The organism is Mesorhizobium opportunistum WSM2075, assembly GCF_000176035.2.
GTDB classification, from domain to species: Bacteria; Pseudomonadota; Alphaproteobacteria; order Rhizobiales; family Rhizobiaceae; genus Mesorhizobium; species Mesorhizobium opportunistum.
In genome coordinates, this window is the sequence record NC_015675.1 from 2,933,321 (window position 1) to 2,957,762 (window position 24,442).

Sequence of the window (24,442 nt, forward strand, 5' to 3'; positions counted from 1 at the left end):
GCCGTCAATACCGGAATTCCTTGAGGGCGGCTGCCGATCGTCGGCGCCATCTTCCCGCATGGCAAAATGGCCTGGGGGAGATGAAAATGGCTGAGGGCGGCGATCTCATGAGCCGTGAAGCGCTGCGGTTGGCGGTGGGAACAGCGACGGCGATGGCGCATCACGGCGAGCTCATCCAGGGCGTCTTCAAGGATGATGGCGGGCGCCTTCATCGCGGGCTCGTCACGCTGCCGATTGCCGGCTTGAGATCGGAGGCGCGCTTTGCCAGGGGAGACGGCGATGCGGTCGTTGTCCGCCCCGATCACAAGATCAAGGCGGCGGCAGCCGCGCGCCTCACGCTCGATTTCCTGAACGTCACTGGAGGCGGCGAGCTGACGCTTCAAAGCTCGATCCCCGTGGGGCACGGCTACGGCTCGTCGACGGCTGACGTTGTCGCTTCCATTCGCGCTGTCGCAGCAGCCGTCAACGTCCAACTGCGGTCGTCGAGCATCGGGCGTCTGGCGGTTGCTGCCGAGCGCGCCAGCGACGCGATCGCATTCGATGAGCACGCAGTGCTTTTCGCGCAACGCGAAGGCACGGTGATCGAAAATTTCGGAGGCTCCCTGCCGCCGTTGCTCCTGGTCGGGTTCAAGGCAAATGGCGGGCTTCCGGTCGACACATTGCAGCTGCCGCCCGCACGCTACGACAGTGCCGAAATCCAGGAATTCGGCGTGCTGCGGGCGCTGGTGGCGCGGGCGGTCCGCCTTCAGGATCCTTATCTTCTCGGACGTGCCGCCTCAGCCAGTGCGGTCATCAGTCAACGGCACTTGCCGAAACAGGGCTTCGGGGAGATCGCCGAAATCGCCCGGCGAGCCGGAGCGTGCGGGGTGCAAGTCGCCCATAGCGGTTCGTTGTTCGGTCTGATTTTCGATCTCTTCACCCCGAACCTGAAGCGGCGGGCGGCTCTGGTCGCCCAGCAGATACGGCGTGCCGGTTTCAAGGATGTCGAGGTCCATCTGGTCAATGCAGAGGGCTGGACAGCATGACCTACGACGTGGACTATTTCAGGGATCTTGAGACCCCGCGCCTTGCGCGCCTGGCGCCAAATCTCGTGGCCGCGGCGTTTCCGCTGATGAAGCTGATGCCGGCCCGCTACATTCTGGATCGCGCAGCGTCGGATGGCGAACTGAAGGCAGGCTCCCACATTGTCGAGACGACGTCGGGCACGTTCGGCATGGCGGTGGCGCTGCTGGCGGCGGCGCGTGATTACCGCCTGACCCTCGTTTCCGCTTCAACGCTGATCGATGCCAAATACAAAGCCCGCCTGGAGCGCGTCGGCGCCACGGTCATCGCCCTTGACGATCCGCGCGGAGACGGCAACCAGCCTGGCCGGCTGGAGCGCCTCCAGGAAATCCTGGCTAAGGAGCCGGATGGCTTCTGGACCCGCCAATACGACAGTGCGGGCAACTGGCTTGCCTATGCGCGGCTGGCCGAACTTTTCATCCGGGCAATGGGCAAGGTTGACTGTCTGGTCGGCTGCGTCGGCACGGGCGGCTCGCTATGCGGCACCGCTTCGTTTTTGCGAACGGTCTTTCCGCATCTGACGGTGTTTGCCGTCGATACCCATCGCAGCATCCTTTTCGGCCAACCGGTCGGCAAGCGCATGCTGCGTGGCTTGGGCAACAGCGTACTGCCGAAAAACGTCAGGCATGAACTTGTCGACGAGATCCATTGGGTTGGCGCCTACCCGGCGTATAAGAGCGCGCACCGTTTGCTGCGCCAGCACGGCCTCTTCATGGGGCCGACCAGCGGCGCCGCCGCGTTGGTGGCGCAATGGATTGCAGCGACCCTTCCGGATGCGCAAGTGGCGGTCATTATGCCTGATGAAGGCCATCGCCATGCCGAGACTGTCTACAATGATGAGTGGCTCGCGGCTCTGCCTGGCTGGCCCTGCAAGGAACTGTCCGAGCCAAGGACGCTGACGACCATCGCACCGGCCGCGGAGACACAATGGACGCGCTTTCTTTGGCTGCGTCGCAGTCTCGACGATGTGCTGAAAACGCGCGAAGCAAGCGACGTGCCACCGGCTGTTGGCGCTGCGGAGAATCTATGAAGCGAGATCCAGTTTGCCTTTGTCGAGCCAGCGCCAGGCATCGCCCGTCGTCTGGAAGACCTGGTCGTGTTCGTTCGATCCGGCGGACCGATCGAGATCCTTGAGACCGCTGGCTGTCACGACGGCCACGACACGGTCTGAGGCCGCGATGACACCTTGTTCCTTCAATGTCGATATCGCCATCAGCGGCGTGACCGACGCCAGTTCGGCAAAGATCCCTTCGTCCCGTGCAAGGCGCTCCTGCATCGCGATCAGGCCGTGATTGCTGACGGGGACGGCGTGCCCGCCGGATTCGCGCAGCGCCTTCAGAGCCTGAAAGGTGCTGCGTGGCGTGCCGATCGATACGGCCAGGCTGTCGAAGAGCATCTTGCGTTCACTCAAGGCATCGGCGCCACTGGCAAGAGCGTGCGCCAGCGACCCATGCACCTCCGCTGCGACGAGCCGAGGCAAGCGCGCGATCGATCCTGCCGCGAACAGCTCGCAAAAACCGGCCCACACGCCGGACAAGGCGTCGCCATAGCAGACCGGCAGGACGCACCAGTCTGGCGCCGTGCCACTCGATTGCTCGACGATCTCATAGGCGATCGTCTTATAGCCCTCGATGCCGAGTGGATGGCTGCCGACGACCGGACCGTGATAGGGCGAGGCGATGAACCAGTCGTAACGAGCAGCCGCCTGTTCAAGCAGCGACCAACGGTCCATTTTGCTGACCAGCGGCAGGACCGTCGCGCCATACTTTCGGATCTGCGCCTGCATCGCGCCGGCCGACCCCGCGAAAGTGGTGACGACGCATTTGAGACCCGCTCGAGCGGCGTAGGCCGCCAGCGAAGCGCCGGCGTTTCCCGATGAGGCGGTCGCGACGATCTTCGCGCCACGTGCGCGCGCCACGCTGACCGCGATCGTCGAGAAGCGGTCCTTGTGCGACCATGTGGGGTTTCGGCCTTCGTCCTTGATTGCGAGGTTAGGCACGCCGAGAAACGCCCCGATGCGCGGCGCGGCAAGCAAAGGTGTCAGCCCCTCGCCGAGGCTCACCGCCTCCGCTTCCGTGCAAGGCAGCATATGCGCAAATCGCCACAGCGAGCGCGAGCTGGTGGCGCCGGCCAAGGGGTGAGCCTGCGAGGCCGCGTAGACCGGCGCAAGATTTGCCGGCGCGGCGTCGTGGCAGCGCGGGCACCCTTTGGAGTCGATGGTGACATCGGCAGGGTAGGAAGCACCACATCGGATGCAGACGAACTCTAGGACCCGACTTGTGTCCATACCGGGTCGGTTTTGCTCGCCTGAGAGATGCGCGGACATGTCGTGCGCGAGGTCGCGAAACGGCCGGCTCGCCATGGCAATTCCTTGTCCAGGAAACGATGAATTCGCTGGTTGTTTCAAACAGCCAACAGCACGGCTGTCAATGCGGAATGTGCACTATAGTGTGTCGCACCATAGTGCGCGTCGTAGCATCCGTTGTTGGATGAAACTTCGCGGCGTTTTTGGGCTGAACGTGCAGCGGCTTCGCAGAGAGCGAAAACTCTCTCAGGAGCAGTTGTCTTTCGTTTCGGGCCGCACGCGCGCCTATATCAGCAGCGTCGAGGCAGGGCGGCGCAACGCCACGCTGGACACAGTCGAGATTTTGGCCAAGGCGTTGAATGTCGAGCCACAAGAGTTGGTTTCAGCAAGCCCGGCAAGCAAGCGAGCTATTCGGGTGACGAAGCAGGCGACACCAAAGTCGAACGATTGAAGCCAGACTTCCAAAATGGGGTGCTGTCCTGATTTCACTTTATCCCGTCTTTGTGGCATCTGGTTGACTCCTCTAGTGTACATTCGATGCACGCCCCATTGAAGGTGGCGCCTAGACAGCCATAGGTTGTTCCGCGGGGTAGGGCCTGACTGTGGTTGAGGTCTGCCGATGGAGAACCAAACTGTTGTCGATCTTTTTGGAGCGATCACGAAGATCGACACTGCGCGGTCGGCCGAAGCAATCCTTCACGAGTTCCGCTTGGCCATGGAACGCTACGGACTGCGCAATTTTCTGATCACCGGACTGCCTGTGCCGCACGGTACCGACTGGCAGCGTGAGATTCTTGCTGATGGCTGGTCTCCTGAATGGCACCATCGCTATGTCAGCGAGGAGTATTTTTTGCACGATCCTTGTGTCGCCCAGTGCCGGCACTCGCCAGAGCCTTTCCGATGGGCCGAGCTGCCGGCCGCAAGGCTGGTTGCACGCGCGAAGCTGGTCATGGACGAGGCGGCCGAGTTCGGGATGAAAGAAGGTATCTGCGTCCCAATTCATGTCCCATTGGCCGGGCCAGGGGTCGTCACGATGGCGAGTGACCGGATGGATGTACCGCCAAGCGCCATGCCCCTTATCGAAACGCTTTGCGTGCATACTTTTCGGAGCCTCTCAGGGCTGGGAACACCCGGCGATGGCTATGAGCCCACGCCCTTGACGGCGCGTGAGCGCGAACTCCTGGAGTGGAGCGCGCAAGGCAAATCCACCGATGACATCGCTTGTATCCTCGGCGTTACCAGGAACACGGTTGAGAGCCATCAGCGCAACATCCGAGCAAAGCTCGATGCGATCAATGTCGCGCATGCCATCGTCAAGGCGCTGCGACGGCAGGAAATCCAGATTTAGCAATACCTGAATACCGTCATACGTGCGGCAAATCCGTTTTCCTACGACCCTCCGCCTGGAGGCGTCATGGTTCGTATACATCTGGTCACTTGGGATAACAGGAAGCACTACAGGAAAGTCCTGGAGCGCTACTTTCGGATACGCTACGAGATTTATGTCAAGCAAAGGCGATGGCGCGCCGTCGCACGGCCTATCAACATCGAGATCGACGCCTTCGACAACGAGCATACGCTTTACGTTCTGGCGCTTGACACCAACGGCAAGATCGTAGGCGGCTCCCGTCTTGTCCCGACGCTGGAGCCGCATCTCATGAGCGAGGTGTTCCCGGGTCTCGCCGGCGGCACGCCTCCGAGAGCAGCTGAAATCTTCGAATGGACGCGTTTCTTCGTCGTTCCATCGCTACGCATGCAAAGCGCCCCGTCGCCCATCGCCGGCTTCGTTCTTTGCGGTCTGCTCGAGACCGCACAGAGCCTGGGGATTCGACAGATCAGCGTGGTATGCGAAACATTCTGGCCAAAACGGCTGCGCGCGCTTGGCTGGACGCTGATCGAACTCGGCGAAGCTCTGGAACATCCCGATGGCGACATCATCGCGCTGTTGATCGATGTCACGCCCGAGGCTGTCGAACAGACGCGCCGCGCTTACGGCATCAGCGGCGCCATACTTGCCGACAACATCTAGGCTCATAAGAGGACTTGCGGAAAGCCAGCGAGGCGTCGATCGTCATGGCATATTGTCATCGCGCCCATTAGCGCGGTAGTCAGCCATATGATGTGTCGAACCCGGTTGATGGACTCATGAAGCCGCTGGTCCTGATCTCCTCGACGGACCCGGATTTTTTCCTGGTTTTCGGTCACATACTGTCGGTAGCTGGCTTCGAAGTACGGCTGATCACGGGGGATCGGGAAATCGCACGCGCGATCGAGGCGGCAGCCCCGCTTGCCGTGATCATGGACTGCCATCCAGGCGACCGTGCCATGGTCAAACAGTGCATCTGGTTGAAGTCTGGCGCCGCAACCAAAGGGACACCGGTCGTGAGCCTGGTCGCCCCGCGATCCGGCAAGCTGCATCTGGACTTGATCAAGGCTGGGGTCGACGAGATATTTTCCCGGCCGTTCGCCCCCGAACAGCTTCTGGCCTGGCTGCATGGCAAAGCGGGCCTTGCCAAGCCATCGCGCGAAACGGACTCGGGTGAGCTGGTGCAGGGCGATTTCCGGCTGGAGCGGCAGACCCACCGGGCATTCTTCAGGCAAAAAGAAGTCGTGATGCCACCGATCGAGTTCAAGCTTTTGCGCAGCCTTTTGGCGCAACCCGGCAAAGTCTTCAGCCGCGAGGAACTGGTCGCGACCGCGTGGCCTGAACGTGCCGCCGCAACCGACGTGCGGGGCGTCGACGTTCATATCGCCAGGCTGCGCAAAAGGCTTCGGACGTCCGTGGGAAGCGATGTGATCCGGACGGTCCGCTCGGTTGGTTACGCATTCGCGCCGGACTGGTGACGCGCTCGGCGTCTCCGACGCCGGCACTCGTGCGCCCCGATTGCCGGCACGCAGCGTCCGGACACATCCGCTCAATGGATCAGGATGGTATCCAGAAACAACCGGGCGCGTGGGTGAGCGGCTGTTGAGAAAAAGTCTTTGGACGAGGCATGCTCGACGATGCGGCCTTCGTCCATGAAAACGATCTCGTCGGCGACTTCGCGTGCGAAACCCATTTCATGCGTCACGCAAACCATGGTCATGCCGGCTTTTGCGAGCGCGACCATGACGTCGAGGACTTCCTTGATCATTTCCGGGTCGAGCGCCGAAGTGGGTTCGTCGAACAGCATGATGCGGGGATTGAGGCAAAGCGCGCGCGCGATCGCCACCCGTTGTTGTTGACCGCCCGAGAGCTGAGCCGGGTAGGCCTGCGCTTTTTCGGGGATGCGCACCGCTGTCAGATGTTGCATGGCGATCTCTTCGGCCTCCCGTGCCGGTTTCAGAAGAACCCGGCGCAGCGCCAGCGTGCAGTTGGCGAGCACGGTGAGATGCGGAAAGAGGTTGAAACTCTGAAACACCATGCCCGTCTGCCGGCGCGCCTTGGTGGTATCGCGACCATCTTTGTCCAGAGTTGCCGTTTCGAACTGAATCATTCCCTTTTGGAAAGGCTCGAGACCGTTGATGCAGCGGATCAAGGTCGACTTGCCGGAGCCGGAGGGTCCGCAAACGACGATGCGTGCGCCAGCTCGTACCGAAAGATCGATGTCTTTCAAAACGTGGAGGGCGCCGAACCACTTGTTGAGGCCGTCGATCCGGACATGAGGGATGGATTGGACGGCCAGGATTGGATGTGGGGCTTGAGCGAGCATCAGCGGCGTCCAACTGCAAGCAGGCGCTGCTCGATGCGCTTCACACCATAAGCAATGAGCAGCGCCAAGGCGAGAAACACAATGCCGGCGACGGTCAGCGGCTCTGCGTATCGATAGGTCTCGGAAGCGATATCAAAGGCCCGTCCGAGCATTTCGGGCACGGCCAGGATTGCGAGATAGGGCGTCGCCTTGAGGATCGAAACGAGATAGTTGCCCAATGGTGCGGCGACGTTGCGCAACATTTGCGGCGCGATGACGAAAACGACCGTGTCGCGGCGGGTGAGCGACAAGGCCCTGGCCGCTTCCTGCTGGCCTTTCGGGATCGCGTCGATGCCGGCTTTGAACACCTCCGCCAGATAGCCGCTGTAGTACAGGCTCAGCCCCAGTATGCCGACCGTCATGGCGCCAAGCCGGATGCCGTAGAAGGGCAGGACGAAATACAGGAAATAGAGCCAAGCCAGAACCGGTGTCGAGCGGATGAAGTCGATCAGGAAGCGGACGGCGAGGCCAGTCACTCCGCCCCCGCGGCGGATCATTTCGAAAATGAAGCCAAGCGCCGAAGCACCGAGGCAACTCAAGACCGTTGCGAGCAGGGTCGTTCCGATCGCCCCGATGATCATCGGGACGGTCGATAGTGCGAAATCGACGTTAAATCCCACGCGGCGCTCCCCTTTCAGGGTTGACCCGCGCCTCGAGCCAGCGGCCGGCAAGTGCGATCGGGTAACAGACAACGAAGAAGGCCAGCAGCAACGCCGAATAGATCGCGACGGGGTCGTAGTTGGTCTGCGCGATTTCCTTGGCTCGGAAGGTCATGTCGGTCAAAGTGACCAACGAGACGAGGGAAGTCGCCTTAACGAGCTGGATAAGGTTGTTGACGAAGGTCGGGCTCATCGCGACCAGCGCCTGCGGCAGCTCGATCAGGAGCAGGATCGCCGGGCGCGAGAGGCCGAGCGCCATGCCCGCCTCGCGTTGGCCGGCGGGAAGAGACTGGAGCCCGGCACGAACCGCCTGGCTGGCATAGCCGCCCGTGTTGAGACCGAGCACCAGTGCACTAACGGTCAGCGCCGACAGAGCGACCCCCATCACAGGCAGCACGTAATAAAAAAAGAAGAGCAGGATGACGACCGCGGAGCTGCGCCAGAATTCAATTACGGCGGTAACCAGAAAGCGGGTCATGCCGGTGGTCAGAAACTGTGCGACGCCGAAGACAAGCGCAAAGGGGACGGCAAAGATCAGGCCATAGGCCGTGACCTCTGCGGTGATACCCACCCCCTGCATTATGCCAAGCCAGATGTCGAGCATGCTCACGAGGCACCACGGCTTTTTTCTGAGGCGGGCGTCCACGGTCTCATTTCGGCGCATTTGAGGAAGGCGTCTCTGCCCTGGAAAATCGCGTCCTCCGGATCCGATCTCATGGCAATCCTTCGCACCGTGAAAAGGACGATCGCCCTCTACGGATGATCGATGCCGTCTCATAAACCCGGTGAGAATCGTCTGTCAATAAACATGTACAAATTATTGCGTAAATACATACGTTGCAAAGTAGGACGGGGTCGCCGGGCTCGCCGAAGCGTGGCGGGCTTCGGCGCCGCCGTTGGCAGGTGATTGCACGCTACGCTACGACGGCGGCTGAAACCCGTTGAATCGGACCGCCGCAGGCCTCTTTTGATCATCCCCGACCGGGCGTCGTTGAACGTGTTCCCGGCCCGAACGGGGACAGGATGGCCAATTCGCACAACGATACCGAAGGACGCGCGCGCAGCTCGCGTATGCTGCGCACCGCGCTCGGACCCGCCATCGCCCGGTTTCTCGACGACCCCGCCATCGTCGAGGTAATGCTCAACCCGGACGGCCGCATCTGGGTCGACCGGCTCTCGGACGGTTTGGCCGACACGGGGGAAATGCTGGCGCCCGCCGCCGGCGAGCGCATTGTGCGTCTGGTCGCCCATCATGTCGGCGCCGAGGTCCATTCCCGTTCCCCGCGCGTCTCGGCCGAGTTGCCGCAAACCGGCGAGCGTTTCGAGGGCTTGTTGCCGCCCGTCGTTGCCGCACCAGCCTTCGCGATCCGCAAGCCCGCCGTCGCCGTGTTCACGCTCGAAGACTACGTCGCGGCAGGCACCATGTCGGCTGGCCAGGCCGCGATATTGCGGGCCGCTGTTGCTGGCCGCGTGAACATTCTCGTCGCCGGCGGCACGTCGACGGGCAAGACGACGCTCACCAACGCGCTGCTCGCCGAAGTGGCGAAGGGAATGGATCGGGTCGTCATCATCGAGGACACTCGCGAATTGCAATGCGCCGCGCCCAACCTCGTCGCGATGCGCACCAAGGATGGTGTCGCCACGCTTTCCGACCTGGTTCGATCCTCGCTGCGCTTGCGGCCCGATCGCATTCCCATCGGCGAGGTGCGCGGCGCCGAAGCGTTGGACCTTCTGAAGGCCTGGGGGACCGGGCATCCGGGCGGCATCGGCACCCTTCATGCCGGCTCCGGTATCGGCGCCCTGCGCCGCCTTGAGCAGCTTATCCAGGAGGCTGTCGTCACCGTGCCGCGTGCGCTGATCGCCGACACGATCGGCCTTGTCGCCGTGCTTGCCGGGCGCGGCGCCGCGCGTCGGCTTGTCGAGCTGGTCACGGTCGAGGGTCTTGGCCGCGACGGCGACTATCACATTGCTGAAGCCACCCCGATCAACACAGGAGAAAGCTCATGATCCGCCTGCTTTGGCGCTGCCGCGCCAGCCTGGCCGCGGCCAGCGCCGCCATTGGCTTCGATCTCATGGTCGTCCCGTTCGCCCATGCCTCGGGCTCATCGATGCCATGGGAACAGCCGCTCGAAAAGATCCTGCAGTCGGTCGAGGGACCGGTCTCCAAGATCATGGCCGTCATCATCATCATCGTCACCGGACTAACGCTGGCCTTCGGCGACAGTTCGGGCGGTTTCAGGCGGCTCATCCAGATCGTTTTTGGTCTCTCGATCGCCTTTGCGGCGTCGAGCTTCTTCCTGTCGTTCTTCTCCTTCGGTGGCGGGGCGTTGATCTGATGACGACCGTTCTCGAACAACTCGACGCGGTGCCGGGGTGGTCGGCGCCTGTCCATCGAGCGCTGACCGAGCAGATCCTGCTCGGCGGCGCGCCGCGCGCAATCGCGATCCTGAACGGCACGCTTGCGGGCGCCGTCGGTCTTGGGCTGCGGCTCTGGCTGGTCGGCCTGCTCATCTGGGCAATCGGGCATGCTACGGCGGTTTGGTCCGTCAGGCGCGATCCGCTCTTTTTCGAGGTTGGACGCAGGCACCTGCGGCTGCCTGGGCATTTGTCGGTTTGAGGGCGCCGCGATGATGGGCCTTTACGAATACCGCCGGACCGCTGCTCGACTTGCCGACTATCTGCCTTGGGTCGCTCTCGTCGCGCCCGGTGTCGTGCTCAACAAGGATGGCAGCGTTCAGCGCACCGCCAGCTTTCGCGGGCCCGATCTCGACTCCGCCGTCGCGGCGGAACTTGTCGCCGTGGCATCGCGCATCAACAATGCCTTTCGTCGTCTCGGCTCGGGCTGGTGCATCTTCGTTGAAGCGCAGCGGCACGAAGCCGCCTCCTATCCCCAGAGCCAATTCCCCGATCCGGCCTCCCGCCTGCTCGATGCCGAGCGCAAAGCCGACTTCGACGAGGCGGGGGTTCATTTCGTATCGAGCTACTTTCTCACATTCCTGTTCCTGCCACCGCCGGAAGACGCCACGCGCGCCGAGGGGTGGCTTTATGAGGGGCGCGACCCGTCGGACGCGGATCCGGGCGAGATCGTACGCGCCTTTGTCGACCGGACAGAGCGCGTGCTGGCCCTGCTCGACGGGTTCATGCCGGAATGCCACTGGCTCGATGACGGCGAAACGCTCACCTACCTGCATTCGACGATTTCGACCAAACGCCATAAGGTGCGCGTCCCCGAGACGCCGATCTATCTCGATGCCCTGTTGGCCGATGAACCGCTCGCTGGCGGACTCGAGCCGCGGCTTGGCGACAAGCATCTTCGCGTGCTCTCGATTGTCGGCTTCCCGACCGCCACGACGCCCGGCCTGCTTGATGACCTCAATCGGCTGGCCTTCCCCTACCGCTGGTCGACCCGCGCGATCCTGCTCGACAAGGTTGATGCCGTCCGCCTGTTGACCAGGATAAGGCGGCAGTGGTTTGCCAAGCGAAAGAGCATCGCCTCAATCCTGAAGGAGGTGATGACCAACGAAGCGTCAGCCCTCCTCGACACCGACGCCGCCAACAAGGCCGCCGACGCCGACACCGCGCTGCAGGAGCTCGGCGCCGACATGGCGGGCGTGGCCTATGTCACCGCAACCGTCACTATCTGGGATTGCGACCCCCGGGTCGCCGACGAGAAATTACGGCTTGTCGAGAAGGTCATCCAGGGCCGCGACTTCACGGTGATTGCCGAGACCGTCAACGCCGTCGAAGCCTGGCTCGGTTCCTTGCCAGGGCACGCCTACGCCAATGTCCGTCAGCCACCCATCTCAACGCTCAATCTCGCCCACATGATGCCGCTGTCTGCCGTGTGGGCGGGGCCGGAACGGGACGAGCATCTGGTCAGTCCTCCCTTGCTTTACGGCAAGACCGAAGGCTCGACCCCATTCCGGTTGGTTCTTCATGTCGGCGATGTAGGCCATACGCTGGTCGTCGGCCCCACTGGCGCCGGCAAGTCGGTGCTGCTCGCGCTGATGGCACTGCAGTTCTGCCGCTACAGCAACGCTCAGATCTTCGCCTTCGATTTCGGCGGCTCTATCCGCGCCGCTGCGCTCGCCATGGGTGGCGACTGGCACGATCTTGGGGGGCACCTCACCGAAGGCGTGGACGCCTCCGTTTCGCTGCAGCCGCTCGCCCGGGTGCATGACACATACGAGCGCGCCTGGGCGGCTGACTGGATTGCCGCGATCCTGATGCGCGAGGGCATCCGGATCACCCCGGACGCAAAGGAGCATATCTGGGCGGCGCTGACGTCGCTTGCCTCGGCTCCCGTCGAGGAGCGCACCATCACCGGGCTCAGTGTGCTCTTGCAAGCCAATGACCTGAAACAGGCATTGCACCCATACTGTGTCGGAGGCGCTCATGGCCGATTGCTCGACGCCGAGGCCGAACACCTCGGCCAGGCATCCGTGCAGGCGTTCGAGACCGAAGGACTGGTGGGCACACAAGCAGCGCCGGCTGTCTTGTCCTATCTGTTCCATCGCATCGGCGATCGGCTCGACGGGCGTCCAACGCTGCTCATCATCGACGAAGGCTGGCTTGCCCTCGATGACGAGGGGTTTGCCGGGCAGTTGCGCGAGTGGCTGAAGACGCTGCGCAAGAAGAACGCCAGCGTCGTCTTCGCCACCCAGTCATTTGCCGATATCGACAATTCGGCCATCGCGCCGGCGATCATCGAAAGCTGTCCAACCCGGCTGCTGTTGCCCAATGAGCGTGCGGTTGAGCCGCAGATTACCGCCATCTATCGACGCTTCGGCCTGAACGACCGCCAGATCGAAATCTTGGCACGAGCGACACCCAAGCGCGATTACTACTGCCAGTCCCGTCGCGGCAACCGTCTCTTCGAGCTCGGCCTGTCCGAGGTCGGGCTGGCACTTTGCGCCGCCTCCTCGAAGAGCGATCAGGCCCTGATCGACAACATCATCGCCGAGCATGGCCGCGATGGCTTCCTGGCGGCTTGGCTGCATGCCCGTGACGTCGGCTGGGCCGCGGATCTCATTGTCAATCTCACCGTCTCTGAACCTGGAAAGGATCCCAAACCATGACTGCTCGCCAAAGCCGTCCGCGCGCCCTTCTCATGATCACGGCGATGCTCGCCGGGCCGGTCGCGATCTCGCCGATGATGACTGCCCCAGCTTATGCCTTGATTGTGTTTGATCCATCGAACTATTCCCAGAATGTTCTGACCGCTGCGCGTTCGCTGCAGCAGATCGCAAACCAGATCACCTCGCTTCAGAACCAGGCCCAGATGCTGATCAACCAGGCGCGCAACCTGGCCAGCCTGCCTCTGTCCTCGCTGCAGCAACTGCAACAGTCGGTGCAACGCACGCAACAGCTTCTCGGGCAGGCACGAAACATCGCCTTCGACGTCCAGCAGGTCGACAAGGCCTTTCAGCAGCAATATGGCAGCGTCTCGCTTTCTGCGTCCGACCAGCAGCTCGTCACGGAGGCCCGCTCGCGCTGGCAAAACACGGTGGGCGGCCTTCAGGACGCCATGCGCGTCCAGGCGGGCGCCGTTGGAAACATCGAGACCGGCCGCGCGCAGATGACGGCGCTGGTCGGCGCCAGCCAGTCCGCGACCGGAGCGCTGCAGGCGACGCAAGCTGGCAATCAGCTTCTTGCGCTCCAGGGCCAGCAGCTCGCGGACCTGACCGCTGTTGTCGCCGCCAACGGCCGCGCCCAGGCCCTGACTGAGGCCGAGCGTGCCGCCGCGGTCAACCAGGGCCGCGAGCAACGCCGCCGTTTCCTGGCGCCTGGCCCCGGCTACCAGGCCGGCCCGGTCCAGATGTTCAACCGCTGAGGTCGAAGATCATGGACGGCAAAACGCTTGCTCGCACGGCGGCTGTCATCTTTGTCGCGGCCGCCGTCACGGCAGCCGCGCTCGGTATGAGCCGGAAGGAAAACAACCCGGCGGGCAAAGGCGCGCACACAAGCGCAGGCTTGATGCCGAACATGAAGTAATCGCGGAAGCGGTGGCCACCTGAGATGTGGCGGCGATGTTCGAACATCTGGCCGGCTGGCTGTCCTCCGATAGGATGAAGAACGGGCTCTCGATCGACACCGGGCCCAGCCACCGAACGGAGGACAGCCATGGAACACTATATCGGTCTCGACGTATCCATGAAAGAGACGGCAATATCGATCCGGCAGAACGGTAAGAGGATTTGGCGGGGCAAGTGCGCGTCCGATCCGCAACTGCTTGCGGCGGTGATCCGCAAGCGCGCACCGCATGTCCGGCGGGTCGTGTTCGAAACGGGGCCGCTGTCGGTGTGGTTCTACCATGCGTTGACGGCAGAGGGCCTGCCGGTGATCTGCATCGACGCGCGGCATGCCAAAGCCGCGCTCGACATGGCCGCGAACAAGACCGATGCGAACGATGCCGATGGCCTGGCACATCTGGCCGAGGTCGGCTTCTACCGAGAGGTCCGGGTCAAAGGTTTCGACAGCATGCTGATCCGCACGCTGATCACCGCACGGCGCCAACTTCTTAAGATGCGTTTGCAGATATCCAATCAAATCCGTGGGTTGATGAAGACGTTCGGCCTTGTCGTGCCCAAGGGCGCCGGAAGCGTGTTCGAACGCAACGTTCGCGACCTTCTGCAGGGTGAAGAAAAGCTGGCGCGCATTGTTGTGCCAATGCTTCAGGCATGGAGTGGTATCCGATACCAAATCGCAGAGCTGAGCAAGCAGCTGGCCGCGACGGCGCGTGAGGACCAGCACTGCCGTCTGCTCATGTCAGTGCCCGGTGTAGGCACCGTCACAGCCACTGCCTTTGCCGCAGCGGTGGAGGATCCGGCCAACTTCAGGAACTCGCGCGCCGTGGGCGCATGGGTAGGCCTGACCCCGAGGCGCTACCAGTCCGGCGAGGTCGATAATGATGGTCATATCTCGCGCCGTGGCGACAATCAGTTGCGCGGACTGCTATATGAGGCGGCCGCGGTTATCCTGAACCGGTCGACGGATACCAGCAGCCTGCGAACCTGGGCGTTGGAGCTGAAAGATCGGATCGGCTTCAAGCGAGCGGCCGTAGCGTTGGCGCGCAAGCTGGCGGTGATCATGCATGCGATGCTTCGGACGGGCGAGCTGTTTGATCCGCACGGAGGAACGCAAGCCGCTGTCTGATACCTCGGTCGCTCGCCTGCGACGATTCCGCCATACCATTCCACCAACAGCGTTCTTACAGACGCATCAAGCTGTCCCTGCCGGGACGTGGCTGAGATCATTCCGCGAAGCGGGAAGCAACTGCCTCGGTAAGCAGATTGCGCAACGAACATAGGAAGATCTCACCTGCGAAACTCATCCTGCGGCGATCATCGCGTCGACCGCGTAGACGACCCTGTACCCGGCATTCGGACGAACGAGAATCGACAGAAAGGACGACGGCCTTGCACTCACCCCCTTGACGGTCGAGCGATTAGACGACCTGCTTCGCGACGGCCTGCGCCGCTGCCAGGTCCTCGGCGAGGCTGCCCTGCGTGACGATGGATGCGCGCGGCTGTGGGCCGCACAGCGCGATCGCTTCCTCGGCCTGAAACAGCCATCGGGGCGTTCGATTGTCGAGCCGGACGCGCCAGATGCTGCCCTGCACGAGGCCCCTTAGATATGGGCAATACCGGTGTCATCGACCAATTCCTGGCCACTTTCACCCGCTATATCGACAGCGGTTTCGGCCTGCTTGGCGGCGAGGTCGCCTTCGTCGCCACCACACTGATCGTCATCGACGTGACGCTCGCCGCGCTCTTCTGGAGCTGGGGCGCTGATGACGACATTCTTGCGCGGCTCGTCAAGAAGACGCTCTTCGTCGGTGTCTTCGCCTATCTCATATCCAACTGGAACGGTCTCGCTCAAATCGTCTTTGAGAGTTTTTCCGGTCTTGGCCTGAAGGCGAGTGGAACCGGTTTCTCGGCGCAGGACCTGCTGCACCCCGGCAAGGTGGCGCAAACCGGCCTCGATGCGGGACGACCATTGCTTGAGGCGATCTCCGGTTTGATGGGCTACGTCTCCTTCTTTGAAAACTTCATCCAGATCGTCTGCCTTCTGTTTGCCTGGTCGCTGGTCTTGCTCGCCTTCTTCATCTTGGCGGTGCAGCTCTTCGTAACGCTGATCGAATTCAAGCTGTCGACGCTGGCCGGCTTTGTGCTGATCCCCTTTGGCCTCTTCGGCAAGACAGCCTTCATGGCCGAACGCGTGCTTGGCAATGTCATCTCATCGGGCATCAAGGTGCTGGTGCTGGCCGTCGTCATCGGCATTGGCTCGACGCTGTTCGGCGAGTTCACTCAAGGGTTCGGCGGCGAAAACCCCACCATCGACCAGGCTATGGCAATCGTGCTGGCTGCATTGTCACTTCTTGGTCTCGGCATCTTCGGCCCGGGCATTGCCAACGGCATCGTCTCTGGCGGACCGCAACTCGGTGCGGGTGCCGCCGTCGGTACAGGGCTGGCCGCAGGCGGCATGGTGCTTGCCACCGGCGGCGCCGCAAGCCTCGCGGTCAGCGGCGGCTCGGCGGCTTTCTCCGCAGGCAGCTCCATTGCGCGTGGCGGCTCGATTGCAGGCGCCTCGGGCGGCACCGCAGCTGCCGCCTCCGCCCTGGGCGGCGGCGTTGGGAGCGGCGGTGTTTCGCAGAATGGCTCGCCGCTCAGGCGCGCCGCCGCGCGTGCCCATGAATCCGTGCAATCGACCTTCTCCGCTAGCCCACGGTCCGCCGACACGCAGCTTGGGGACACCGCGACAGCGGGGACGGCCGGGGGCAATGCCGAACGCGCAAGCGACCCTTCCGCCTCCCGCGCGACCGGCCCGGGCGAAGTAGCACAAAATACACCCGACTGGGCCAAGCGCATGCAGCGGTTCCAGCGCCTGTCGCACGGGGTACAGACCGCTGCCCACGCAGTCCGCGCTGGCGACGCCCATGGCAGCGGTATTTCCGTTTCTCTCTCCGAAGGCAAATGACCCATGAACATCTTTCGACGGCCCGCCACCCACTACGGCAAGGCACCTCAGCCCGAGACTCCGTACCAGAAGGCAGCGCAGGTCTGGGACGAGCGCATCGGCTCTGCTCGCGTGCAGGCCAGAAACTGGCGCTTGATGGCCTTCGGGTCGTTGATCCTGTCGGCCGGCCTGGCCGCCACGCTCGTTTCGCAGTCACTGCGAGGGACCGTGGTCCCTTGGGTCGTACAGGTTGACACGCTCGGACAGGCGCAGGCACTCGCGCCCGCCACCGCGGACTATAGGCCAACCGACCCGCAAATTGCGTGGCATCTCGCCCGTTTCATCGAGCAGGTCCGCTCCATCCCGGCCGATCCGATCGTCGTGCGTCAGAACTGGATGCGCGCCTATGAATGGACCACCGACGGGGGTGCCGCGGCACTCAACGACCATGCCCGTGTCAACGACCCCTTCTCCAAGGTGGGCAAGCAGCAGGTCTCCGTCGATGTCTCGTCCGTCATTCGTGCCTCGGCGGACTCCTTTCGCGTCGCCTGGACCGAGCGTCACTACGAAAACGGCCAGCTCTCCACCACCGAGCGATGGACAGCCATCTTGACAACCGTGATCCAGCCGCCACGCGACGCTGAGCGGCTGCGGGCAAATCCGCTTGGGATCTACGTCAACGCCATAAACTGGTCGCGGGAGATGAGCCAATGAACCAGCCATTCGGTGTCATCGCCACTCCGGCTCTGAGGACGTCGGCGCTTGCCGCGGCGTTGTTGTCGGGCTCCCTGCTTGCCGGTTGCGCCACACCGCAGAAACCACCTCAGATCTCCTATGACGCGTCCGTGCCGCCTTTGCCCGCCGCTCCGGTGGCCGCACTCGATGAGAGGCCCAAACCGCTGCACGTTCCACCAGGGTGGGTCCCGGCCCGCGGCGGTTTCGCCGGCAGCACGCCGGTGGCGCGCGTCGAGAACGCCAACGCGGCGGCGCGGGTCCAGCCGCGTCGTGAGGGCTATTACAACGCCATTCAGATTTATCCTTGGAGTGAAGGAGCCCTTTATCAGGTCTATGCCGCTCCAGGACAGATAACGGACATCGCACTTGAGCCTGGCGAAAGCCTGACTGGTGAAGGTCCAATCGCGGCGGGCGATACGGCGCGCTGGATCATCGGTGACACCGAAAGCGGAGCGGGCGTCACCAGGCGCGTCCATGTGCTGGTCAAGCCTTCGCGCTCGGACATCAACACCAATCTCGTCATCACCACCGACCGGCGCAGCTACATGATCGAGCTGCAATCGGGCGAGAAGCCGTACATGCCCGCCGTGTCATGGGCCTATCCCGCGCCGCCGGCCGGACAAGCGCGTGCGATCCCCGCGACACCTGTGATTCCCGTCATCACCGCACGCAACTACCGCTATGGTCTCACCGGCGACGCGCCCCCCTGGAGGCCCGTCGGCGTCTATGACGACGGCAGGCGGGTCTATGTCGAGTTTCCACGCGGAATCGTGCAAGGGGAGATGCCGTCCATCTTTGTCATCGGCCCGGACGGCGAGGCCCAGATTGCCAACAGCCGAATCTACCAGAACACCCTGATCGTCGACCGTCTCTTTGGCGCGGCGGAACTGCGGCTTGGCAGTGGCAAGCGGCAACAGACCGTCAGGATCGTTCGCACCGATGCCACGAAGAGAGGTCTGTGGATGTCAGGCAGCAACGCGGCGCGGAATGCAAAGAACGCCTTTCGTCAAAGGGGAGGGGAGCAATCATGAGCGAGAACGCGACCCCGGCTGCCCCCATGCAGCTTCGCGCCGATCCGCCGCGCGTCACGCGGCTGTCGCGCAAGGTGCTCGCCGGTATCGGCTTATGTGCATCGCTTGGCGTCGGCGGCGCGCTGATCTACGCGCTTCGGACGAGTGAAGCCAGCAGGCATGGCGACGAGCTCTACTCGACGTCCAACAGGCAGCCCGCTGACGGACTGGCCAGCCTGCCGCGCGATTACACTGGTCCCGTTCTGGGGCCGCCGCTGCCCGGCGATCTCGGCCGGCCGATCCTAGACGCCCAGAACAAGGGACAGCCCGTCGTGCCGCCGATCGTGGCGACACCAATGGTTGATGAGCCAGAACAGCGCCGGCGAGCCGAAGAGGAGGCGGCCCGAACCTCGCGTGTCTTCTTCCAGACGGGGCAATCAACGGCGGCGATGGTCGAGACCCCGACCGCAGGAACTTCTCCTCCGACTCTTGGCGGCGCCGAACTTGCCGGTCAGATCGGCCAGCCGACCACGCAAGATCGTCAACTTGGCTTTCTGAATGCGGCCACTGATCGGCGCACCGTGGCGCCGGATCGCGTCACGCCGCCGGCGTCGCCCTACGTGCTCCAGGCAGGGGCTGTCATCCCGGCGGCCCTCATCACCGGTATCCGTTCCGATCTGCCCGGTCAGATCACCGCCCAGGTCACTGAAAATGTCTATGACAGTCCAACAGGTCGCTCGCTGCTGATCCCGCAAGGGACGCGTGTCATTGGCCAGTACGACAACGGCGTCGGCTTCGGCCAGCGGCGCGTGCTGCTTGTCTGGAACAGGCTGGTCTTTCCCAACGGACGCTCCATTGTTCTTGAACGCCAGCCTGGCTCTGACGCCCAAGGCTATGCCGGACTTGAGGACGGCGTCGACTATCATTGGACCGAGCTGTTCAAGGCGGCCGCACTTACCACGATGCTCAGCGTTGGCGCGGAGGCCGGCTCGTCCGGGCAGGAAAGTGACCTCGTGCGCGCCTTGCGCGGCGGCGCCGCCGACAGCCTCAGCCAGGTGGGCCAGCAGATCGTCCAGCGCCAACTCAACATCGCACCGACACTGACGGTACGGCCGGGCGCGAATGTGCGTGTCGTTGTTACGCGCGATCTCGTGCTCGAACCCTACAGAGGCTGAAAATGGCCAAGCTGAAACTCGGTCCGATTGCAGACGACAAGCCGGTTAAGCTCACAGTGGAACTGCCGGCGCCGCTGCACCGCGATTTGGTGAAATACGCAGAAGTCCTTGGGCGCGAAACCGGGCAGCCTAATGCCAGTCCATCGCGCTTGATCGCGCCGATGCTTGAACGGTTTATCGCAACGGATCGCGGCTTTGCCAAAGCAAAGAAGGAGGAGCCTTAGATTGCTGACGCCTCCCGGTGATTCAGCGGGGGTCTGGTCAAGGGGGAGCAGCGTTCTATTCCCGGGAATCCGGGCCGCGTAACATTCAAAAGCTACGAGGTCGTCGCCATAGACCGAAGCCTTGTCAACGACCATCAGACGCGAACATGAATATCCAGCGACAGCCTCGTCCTATCGCCGCGCCCGCTCGAAGGCGTGGTGTAGAAAGTCGAGACACTGCGGGTATAGGATGTCCGGGTTGACGACGCTCACCCAACGCATGCGCCCGTAGTGGGGGTGCGGGAAGAAACTATCCCGAATTGCATAGTCGAATTGGGACGCGTCCAGGGCCTTTCGCGTCACATGATTTGGAAACAGCGCTTCAAATTCGCCGCGGCTGAGTCCCATGTTGAGTCGAAAATCTCCCTCAGCGTCCAGCTTGGAAAAAGTGTCATAGTCACTGTCGCGTGTAACGATCGTGGCAAAGGGCATTGTCCGTTCCTGGCCTCTGAAAAAGAACAAGTCGGGGGTGGTGGTGTCGATGTGTAGATCTGACCCCAATGCGAGGATGTCCTGCTTTACGGTGTCAAGCGGTATGGGCATAAGACTCCTCCCGTTTAGCCAAAGTTGGTTAAACCCATAGCTCGCTTAGCCAAATTTGGCCATAGAGATTATCTACGAGATTGGGAGCATAATATGAACGTGATCCGGCTTCTGGTTTATGGCGCCATCCGGGAACTCGGCGCTGCCCATGGCTATGCCGTGCGCCGCCAGTTGGACAATTGGCATGTCGAAACCTGGGCCAAGGTGCGCTCGGGTTCGGTCTACCACGCAATCGGACAGTTGCAGAAGGAAGGCAAGCTTGTCGAGCGCGGGCGGGAGGACGGCGAGCGCGGCGCGGACCGGACTGCCTTCGCGTTGACGCACGATGGCGAGGCGGAGTTTTTTGGCCTCCTCGAAGAAGCCTTGGGCAGCTTTGAGTTGACCCACTTGAGCGCCGGGATTGCGTTTCTGGACCTGCTGGCACCTGAAAGGGCCCGCATGCTGCTGGTGGCTCTTCATGATAGGCTGACGGCCAATCGCGACCACCTGACGCGTCTCGCGGCAGCAACAACGCGACAAAAAACGGCGCCTCGCACCTCCGACCTGCTCGAACTTTGGATCGGCTACCTGGAAGTCACGGCGCGCGCGGTGGATCAACTCAGTGCGGATTTCGCATCAGACGGGACAGCCGAAACCAAGGCTCATGCCGGAGGGCAGGCGAAATAGACGTTCAGGAAACCGTAGAGTTCTGGATGCTCAGGACCGGCTTCGCGCGCTCCTTCTCCTCGTCGAAATCGTCACGGTGCTCGTGCGTGGATTCAGTCGATCCCGGAAGCCGATGAATCTTTCGACTAAGGATGGCGAAGAGATGTTCCTCAGCGCCTTTTTCCCATGGCCGTCCCTGTGGGCCTTCAGCCCAAAACCGAGTTCGCGCGCCGCTCCCTGTGAGGTTTGCCACCGCGTTCGAGAATGCGAGTTTCCCTTGGTGGATCGCAAGCGGCTACGCGACCGACCTTTCGTCGGAAAACAACTTCGACGGCCGTAAGGGCCAAATGCGGCGTTGACGCCAACGGTACCGGATAATATCATTTCTGCATGGTCGAGAAGGATACCAATATTGTCTCCCGGTTCGCCGGCATCCCAGAAGGCGGGATGCCGGGACATCGGCCGTTTTAATATCGACAGCGGAACGATACCTAGGCCTCGCCGTTCGTGGACGAGGCTTTCCGCATGACCTGTGCCTCGTCGCATCACGTTTTGATGGAGTTATCATGGCACAAAATATCTACGACGATCCGAACTTCTTTTCTGGCTATAGCCAGCTTCCCAGGCAAGTTCAGGGCCTCTCCGGCGCTCCCGAATGGCCCGCGATACGCGCTCTACTTCCTGACTTGGCCGACAAACGGATCGTCGACCTTGGTTGTGGTTTCGGCTGGGCTTCTCGCTGGATGCGCGAACAGGGCGCGACATCCGTTCTCGGGATCGATTTGTCCGAGAACATGATCTCGCGTGCACAAGAGAACACGAGTGACAATGCGATCACTTACCGCACCGCAGATCTCGAAACGCTTGAGTTGCCCGAAGCAGCTTTTGATCTCGCTTATAGCGCCTTAACATTTCACTATATCCGCGATTTCGAGCGCCTCGCTCGCATGGTTCATCAGTCGCTCGTGCCTGGAGCGGATTTCGTCTTTATCATCGAGCATCCGATTTTCATGGCGGCCGCCCACCCGCGATGGATCAAAGATGAGAACGGTCGGAAGACCTGGCCTGTGAACCGCTACGCTGTTGAAGGCGAGCGCCGGACCGACTGGTTTGTAAAAGGAGTGGTCAAGTATCATCGGACCGTTGGTACGACACTCAACGCATTGATTCACGCCGGATTTACAATCAAAGCCGTGGAAGAGTTCGCGCCATCGCTGGAGCAAATCAGAGAAAATCCAGCTTTGGAGGAAGAACTAGAGAGGCCTATGATGCTTCTCATATCCGCAAGGCGGTAGCACATCGGAGTTCTTGTCTGATGTGCTGATCACGAGGAGGTTCCAATGGGGCGGGCCGGCGAACCGGAGGAGATTGGACCCCTCGCGTCTATCTGGCATCGCCGGCTCGAGTTATGTGACGGGTGCGAGTTTCGTTATCGACGGCGGCTACACCGTTTGGTGATTGTTTGTAAATGAAGGTGGCAAGCTGCTCGGAGGTCAGCCGTCTGTTGGGGCCTCTCGGCCAGGTGGACGAGAATGTGCAGGGTCGAGGAAAGCCGGCCGTTGCGTTTCATGTAACTTAGTCAGTTACGATTCGCGCCGATGTCAAACACGCACCTGCGCTCATGCGGACCAGCGGGAATGCCTAGAGCAATTCCAGGAAAAGCGTGAAAGGTTTTCCGTCAGGAATTGCCTCAAAACAAAGAGTTAGAGCGGTTTGCCGCTTCCGTCAAACGGTGAACGGCGCTAGGCGGGCAAAGCGCGGAAACTCATCCGAAAGCAGGCGCCGTTCGGCCTGCCGTCGAGGATCTCGATACGCCCGCCATGCACTTGCATTATCTCCTGCACTAGGTTGAGGCCGAGCCCGGCGCCGTGATCCTGCGGGCGCAGCCGGTAGAAGGGCTCGAAGACGCGTTCCCGCTCGCTCAGTGGAACGCCGCCGCCTTCGTCCCGCACCTCGATGACGGCGGGAGCTGCAATGCTGACGGTGATCTTGCCCGAGCGGCCGCCATGTTCGATGGCGTTCTGGACGAGATTAGTCACGGCGCGTTCGATCGCGGTGCGGTCGCCGGAGGCGAAAACTGTTTCTCTTTCGGGTTCGAACGACATTTCGTATCCGGCCGAAAACGCCATCGGCGCGAGGTCGACAATGACGCTGCGCGCAATCGCCACAAGGTCGACCTTTTCAAAAGAAGTGACCTGTCGGTCGAGACGCTGCAGGTCGAGCAGCTGGTCGGTCAGCGTCGAAAGCCGCGCGGCGTCCTGCAGCAGCCGCGCCCGTTCCGGTGTCGCCGGCAGCGCGGCGAGGCGCGTGTTGAGGATGGCGACCGGTGTTCGCAGTTCATGCGCCGCGTCGGTCAGGAAACGCTTGTGGCGCTCATAGCCCTTGTCGAGGCGCGACAACGCTGCATTCACCGCCTTCACCAGCGGTGCCACCTCCAAGGGCACGTCCTTTAGCGGCAACTGCGCGCCGCGCTGGTCGACGTCGATGCGCCCCGCCTCGGCCGCCGCATGGCCAAGGCCCGAAAGCGCACCGCGCACCACCCAGGGTGTGGCGAACAGCGTTGCCAGTGCCATCAGCCCGGCAAGCGGCAGTATCCCCTGCAGGAAAAATTGCGGCGCCTGTTGGAGCAGCCGCATGAGCGAAAGCCCGCCCTTGGTGCCGGTGAAGATCTGGACATTGCCTGCCGCCGTATCGGTCCAGCGGATCTTTCCTCCGGGCGGCGCGGCTTGCCCGATCGCCTGGTCGATACGGGCATCGCTGATGGTGTCCAGCAGTCCGGCGAAGGGCTGGAAGATGGTCGGCACCGTTCCTTCCTGTAGCCGCTGCCCTTGCCTGTCGCGAATGATGAACCAGAGGTCCGGAACCCCAGATCGCAGCTTTGCCATATCCGGCGTCTCGTTGAGAACCAGCTTGCCGCTGGCATCGCGTGCCACCGCATCCGCCAGCACGTCCATTGTGCCGTCCTCATAGTCGTGCGGAATGAGACCCGTGGCCAGCATGGCTCCAAGAATGCCGACGATGATCAGTGTCAGCATCGCGCATTGCAGCAACGCGATGCGCAGCACCAGGCTCCATTTCAGCGAACGCGGGCGCTTGATTGTCATGTCGTCTCGCGCAGGAGGTAGCCGACGCCGCGAATGCCGTTGATTGTCACGCCGCCGTCGGCGAGTTTTCGGCGCAGGCGCGAGACATGAGTGTCGAGCGCGTTGGACTGGATCTCGTCGTCGAGGCCGAACATGAAGTAATCGCGGAAGCGGTGGCCACCTGAGATGTGGCGGCGATGTTCGAACATCTGGCCGGCTGGCTGTCCTCCGATAGGATGAAGAACGGGCTCTCGATCGACACCGGGCCCAGCC

The 24,442-nt window shown here is 62.4% G+C and carries 27 protein-coding genes and 1 pseudogene; 21 read left to right on the forward strand and 7 right to left on the reverse strand.

The window, feature by feature from the left end; translation table 11 throughout:
* Window positions 1-80 precede the first annotated feature (80 nt).
* Together MESOP_RS14050 and MESOP_RS14055 are read left to right on the forward strand one after the other, a co-directional pair.
* Window positions 81-1,025 (forward strand): GHMP family kinase ATP-binding protein, encoded by a 945-nt coding sequence (locus MESOP_RS14050; RefSeq protein ID WP_041164120.1) that lies wholly within the window; start codon window positions 81-83, stop codon window positions 1,023-1,025.
* Window positions 1,022-2,092 carry a PLP-dependent cysteine synthase family protein gene (locus MESOP_RS14055; protein ID WP_013893977.1) on the forward strand — a complete coding sequence of 357 codons (1,071 nt, stop codon included), beginning with the start codon at window positions 1,022-1,024 and terminating at the stop codon, window positions 2,090-2,092. Before MESOP_RS14050 ends, MESOP_RS14055 begins: the two co-directional genes overlap by 4 nt.
* On the opposite strand, the gene MESOP_RS14060 is transcribed toward MESOP_RS14055, so the two are convergent.
* Complete coding sequence (locus tag MESOP_RS14060) at window positions 2,087-3,349, reverse strand: threonine synthase (RefSeq protein WP_049802455.1); 1,263 nt, start codon at window positions 3,347-3,349, stop codon at window positions 2,087-2,089. The two genes, MESOP_RS14055 and MESOP_RS14060, sit on opposite strands and share 6 nt — an antisense overlap.
* A gap of 202 nt (window positions 3,350-3,551) precedes the next feature.
* Here MESOP_RS14060 and MESOP_RS14065 point away from each other — a divergent pair, with 202 nt between their 5' ends.
* The 4 genes from MESOP_RS14065 (at window position 3,552) to MESOP_RS14080 (ending at window position 6,211) form a co-directional block, all read left to right on the forward strand.
* The gene (locus MESOP_RS14065) at window positions 3,552-3,818 is read left to right on the forward strand and encodes a helix-turn-helix domain-containing protein (protein WP_041164121.1); all 267 of its coding nucleotides are present in this window, start codon (window positions 3,552-3,554) and stop codon (window positions 3,816-3,818) included.
* A gap of 168 nt (window positions 3,819-3,986) precedes the next feature.
* Window positions 3,987-4,715: a LuxR family transcriptional regulator gene (locus MESOP_RS14070; RefSeq protein WP_013893980.1), complete on the forward strand. Its 729-nt coding sequence runs from the start codon at window positions 3,987-3,989 to the stop codon at window positions 4,713-4,715.
* 66 nt (window positions 4,716-4,781) lie between these two features.
* Complete coding sequence (locus MESOP_RS14075) at window positions 4,782-5,396, forward strand: acyl-homoserine-lactone synthase (protein WP_013893981.1); 615 nt, start codon at window positions 4,782-4,784, stop codon at window positions 5,394-5,396.
* Window positions 5,397-5,512: 116 nt separating this feature from the next.
* Complete coding sequence (locus MESOP_RS14080) at window positions 5,513-6,211, forward strand: response regulator transcription factor (protein ID WP_013893982.1); 699 nt, start codon at window positions 5,513-5,515, stop codon at window positions 6,209-6,211.
* 71 nt (window positions 6,212-6,282) lie between these two features.
* Here the strand turns inward: MESOP_RS14080 and MESOP_RS14085 are convergent, their stop codons facing one another.
* Genes MESOP_RS14085 through MESOP_RS14095 form a run of 3 tightly spaced genes read right to left on the reverse strand, consistent with a single transcriptional unit; the run spans window position 6,283 to window position 8,361 of the window.
* Complete coding sequence (locus MESOP_RS14085; protein ID WP_013893983.1) at window positions 6,283-7,059, reverse strand: amino acid ABC transporter ATP-binding protein; 777 nt, start codon at window positions 7,057-7,059, stop codon at window positions 6,283-6,285.
* The gene (locus MESOP_RS14090) at window positions 7,059-7,718 is read right to left on the reverse strand and encodes an amino acid ABC transporter permease (protein ID WP_013893984.1); all 660 of its coding nucleotides are present in this window, start codon (window positions 7,716-7,718) and stop codon (window positions 7,059-7,061) included. Before MESOP_RS14090 ends, MESOP_RS14085 begins: the two co-directional genes overlap by 1 nt.
* Window positions 7,708-8,361: an amino acid ABC transporter permease gene (locus tag MESOP_RS14095; RefSeq protein WP_245265092.1), complete on the reverse strand. Its 654-nt coding sequence runs from the start codon at window positions 8,359-8,361 to the stop codon at window positions 7,708-7,710. The genes MESOP_RS14090 and MESOP_RS14095 overlap by 11 nt, the downstream gene beginning before the upstream one ends.
* A gap of 419 nt (window positions 8,362-8,780) precedes the next feature.
* On the opposite strand from MESOP_RS14095, the gene trbB reads away from it, so the two are divergent.
* The 13 genes from trbB (at window position 8,781) to MESOP_RS14155 (ending at window position 19,859) form a co-directional block, all read left to right on the forward strand.
* Window positions 8,781-9,764, forward strand: coding sequence for a P-type conjugative transfer ATPase TrbB (trbB, locus tag MESOP_RS14100; RefSeq protein ID WP_013893986.1), 984 nt, complete (start codon window positions 8,781-8,783; stop codon window positions 9,762-9,764).
* Window positions 9,761-10,093: a TrbC/VirB2 family type IV secretion system protein gene (locus MESOP_RS14105; protein WP_013893987.1), complete on the forward strand. Its 333-nt coding sequence runs from the start codon at window positions 9,761-9,763 to the stop codon at window positions 10,091-10,093. The genes trbB and MESOP_RS14105 overlap by 4 nt, the downstream gene beginning before the upstream one ends.
* Window positions 10,093-10,374 carry a VirB3 family type IV secretion system protein gene (locus tag MESOP_RS14110; protein ID WP_013893988.1) on the forward strand — a complete coding sequence of 94 codons (282 nt, stop codon included), beginning with the start codon at window positions 10,093-10,095 and terminating at the stop codon, window positions 10,372-10,374. Before MESOP_RS14105 ends, MESOP_RS14110 begins: the two co-directional genes overlap by 1 nt.
* Before the next feature lie 10 nt (window positions 10,375-10,384).
* Complete coding sequence (trbE, locus tag MESOP_RS14115; RefSeq protein WP_013893989.1) at window positions 10,385-12,835, forward strand: conjugal transfer protein TrbE; 2,451 nt, start codon at window positions 10,385-10,387, stop codon at window positions 12,833-12,835.
* Window positions 12,832-13,590: a P-type conjugative transfer protein TrbJ gene (gene trbJ / locus MESOP_RS14120; RefSeq protein ID WP_013893990.1), complete on the forward strand. Its 759-nt coding sequence runs from the start codon at window positions 12,832-12,834 to the stop codon at window positions 13,588-13,590. The genes trbE and trbJ overlap by 4 nt, the downstream gene beginning before the upstream one ends.
* 11 nt (window positions 13,591-13,601) lie before the next feature.
* Window positions 13,602-13,751 carry a hypothetical protein gene (locus MESOP_RS35045; RefSeq protein WP_013893991.1) on the forward strand — a complete coding sequence of 50 codons (150 nt, stop codon included), beginning with the start codon at window positions 13,602-13,604 and terminating at the stop codon, window positions 13,749-13,751.
* A gap of 129 nt (window positions 13,752-13,880) precedes the next feature.
* A complete protein-coding gene (locus MESOP_RS14130) occupies window positions 13,881-14,912 on the forward strand; it encodes an IS110 family RNA-guided transposase (protein ID WP_013891550.1) in 1,032 nt (343 codons plus the stop codon).
* Window positions 14,913-15,189: 277 nt separating this feature from the next.
* On the forward strand, window positions 15,190-15,390 hold the full coding sequence (trbK-alt, locus tag MESOP_RS33640; protein WP_342447462.1) for a putative entry exclusion protein TrbK-alt: 201 nt from the start codon (window positions 15,190-15,192) through the stop codon (window positions 15,388-15,390).
* A gap of 2 nt (window positions 15,391-15,392) precedes the next feature.
* Entirely contained in the window at window positions 15,393-16,736 is a 1,344-nt protein-coding gene (gene trbL / locus MESOP_RS14135; protein WP_013893993.1) for a P-type conjugative transfer protein TrbL, read from the forward strand.
* 3 nt (window positions 16,737-16,739) lie between these two features.
* The gene (gene trbF, locus MESOP_RS14140; RefSeq protein WP_013893994.1) at window positions 16,740-17,429 is read left to right on the forward strand and encodes a conjugal transfer protein TrbF; all 690 of its coding nucleotides are present in this window, start codon (window positions 16,740-16,742) and stop codon (window positions 17,427-17,429) included.
* Complete coding sequence (trbG, locus tag MESOP_RS14145; protein ID WP_013893995.1) at window positions 17,426-18,481, forward strand: P-type conjugative transfer protein TrbG; 1,056 nt, start codon at window positions 17,426-17,428, stop codon at window positions 18,479-18,481. Before trbF ends, trbG begins: the two co-directional genes overlap by 4 nt.
* Window positions 18,478-19,635 (forward strand): TraB/TrbI/VirB10 family type IV secretion system protein, encoded by a 1,158-nt coding sequence (locus tag MESOP_RS14150; RefSeq protein ID WP_013893996.1) that lies wholly within the window; start codon window positions 18,478-18,480, stop codon window positions 19,633-19,635. Before trbG ends, MESOP_RS14150 begins: the two co-directional genes overlap by 4 nt.
* 2 nt (window positions 19,636-19,637) lie before the next feature.
* Window positions 19,638-19,859 (forward strand): DUF2274 domain-containing protein, encoded by a 222-nt coding sequence (locus MESOP_RS14155; RefSeq protein WP_013893997.1) that lies wholly within the window; start codon window positions 19,638-19,640, stop codon window positions 19,857-19,859.
* A 171-nt stretch (window positions 19,860-20,030) separates the two neighbouring features.
* On the opposite strand, the gene MESOP_RS32970 is transcribed toward MESOP_RS14155, so the two are convergent.
* Window positions 20,031-20,441 carry a DUF6194 family protein gene (locus MESOP_RS32970; RefSeq protein WP_013893998.1) on the reverse strand — a complete coding sequence of 137 codons (411 nt, stop codon included), beginning with the start codon at window positions 20,439-20,441 and terminating at the stop codon, window positions 20,031-20,033.
* A gap of 93 nt (window positions 20,442-20,534) precedes the next feature.
* On the opposite strand from MESOP_RS32970, the gene MESOP_RS14165 reads away from it, so the two are divergent.
* The gene (locus MESOP_RS14165; RefSeq protein ID WP_013893999.1) at window positions 20,535-21,107 is read left to right on the forward strand and encodes a PadR family transcriptional regulator; all 573 of its coding nucleotides are present in this window, start codon (window positions 20,535-20,537) and stop codon (window positions 21,105-21,107) included.
* Window positions 21,108-21,652: 545 nt separating this feature from the next.
* Window positions 21,653-22,381 carry a class I SAM-dependent methyltransferase gene (locus MESOP_RS14170; protein ID WP_013894000.1) on the forward strand — a complete coding sequence of 243 codons (729 nt, stop codon included), beginning with the start codon at window positions 21,653-21,655 and terminating at the stop codon, window positions 22,379-22,381.
* A gap of 447 nt (window positions 22,382-22,828) precedes the next feature.
* Here MESOP_RS14170 and MESOP_RS14175 read toward each other — a convergent pair whose 3' ends face one another.
* Together MESOP_RS14175 and MESOP_RS35060 are read right to left on the reverse strand one after the other, a co-directional pair.
* Window positions 22,829-24,190, reverse strand: a complete 1,362-nt coding sequence (locus MESOP_RS14175) for a sensor histidine kinase (RefSeq protein WP_013894001.1) — start codon at window positions 24,188-24,190, stop codon at window positions 22,829-22,831.
* A pseudogene (locus MESOP_RS35060) lies at window positions 24,187-24,324 on the reverse strand (winged helix-turn-helix domain-containing protein); the annotation flags it as partial. The gene MESOP_RS14175 and the pseudogene MESOP_RS35060, both read right to left, overlap by 4 nt.
* Between the last annotated feature and the right edge of the window lie 118 nt (window positions 24,325-24,442).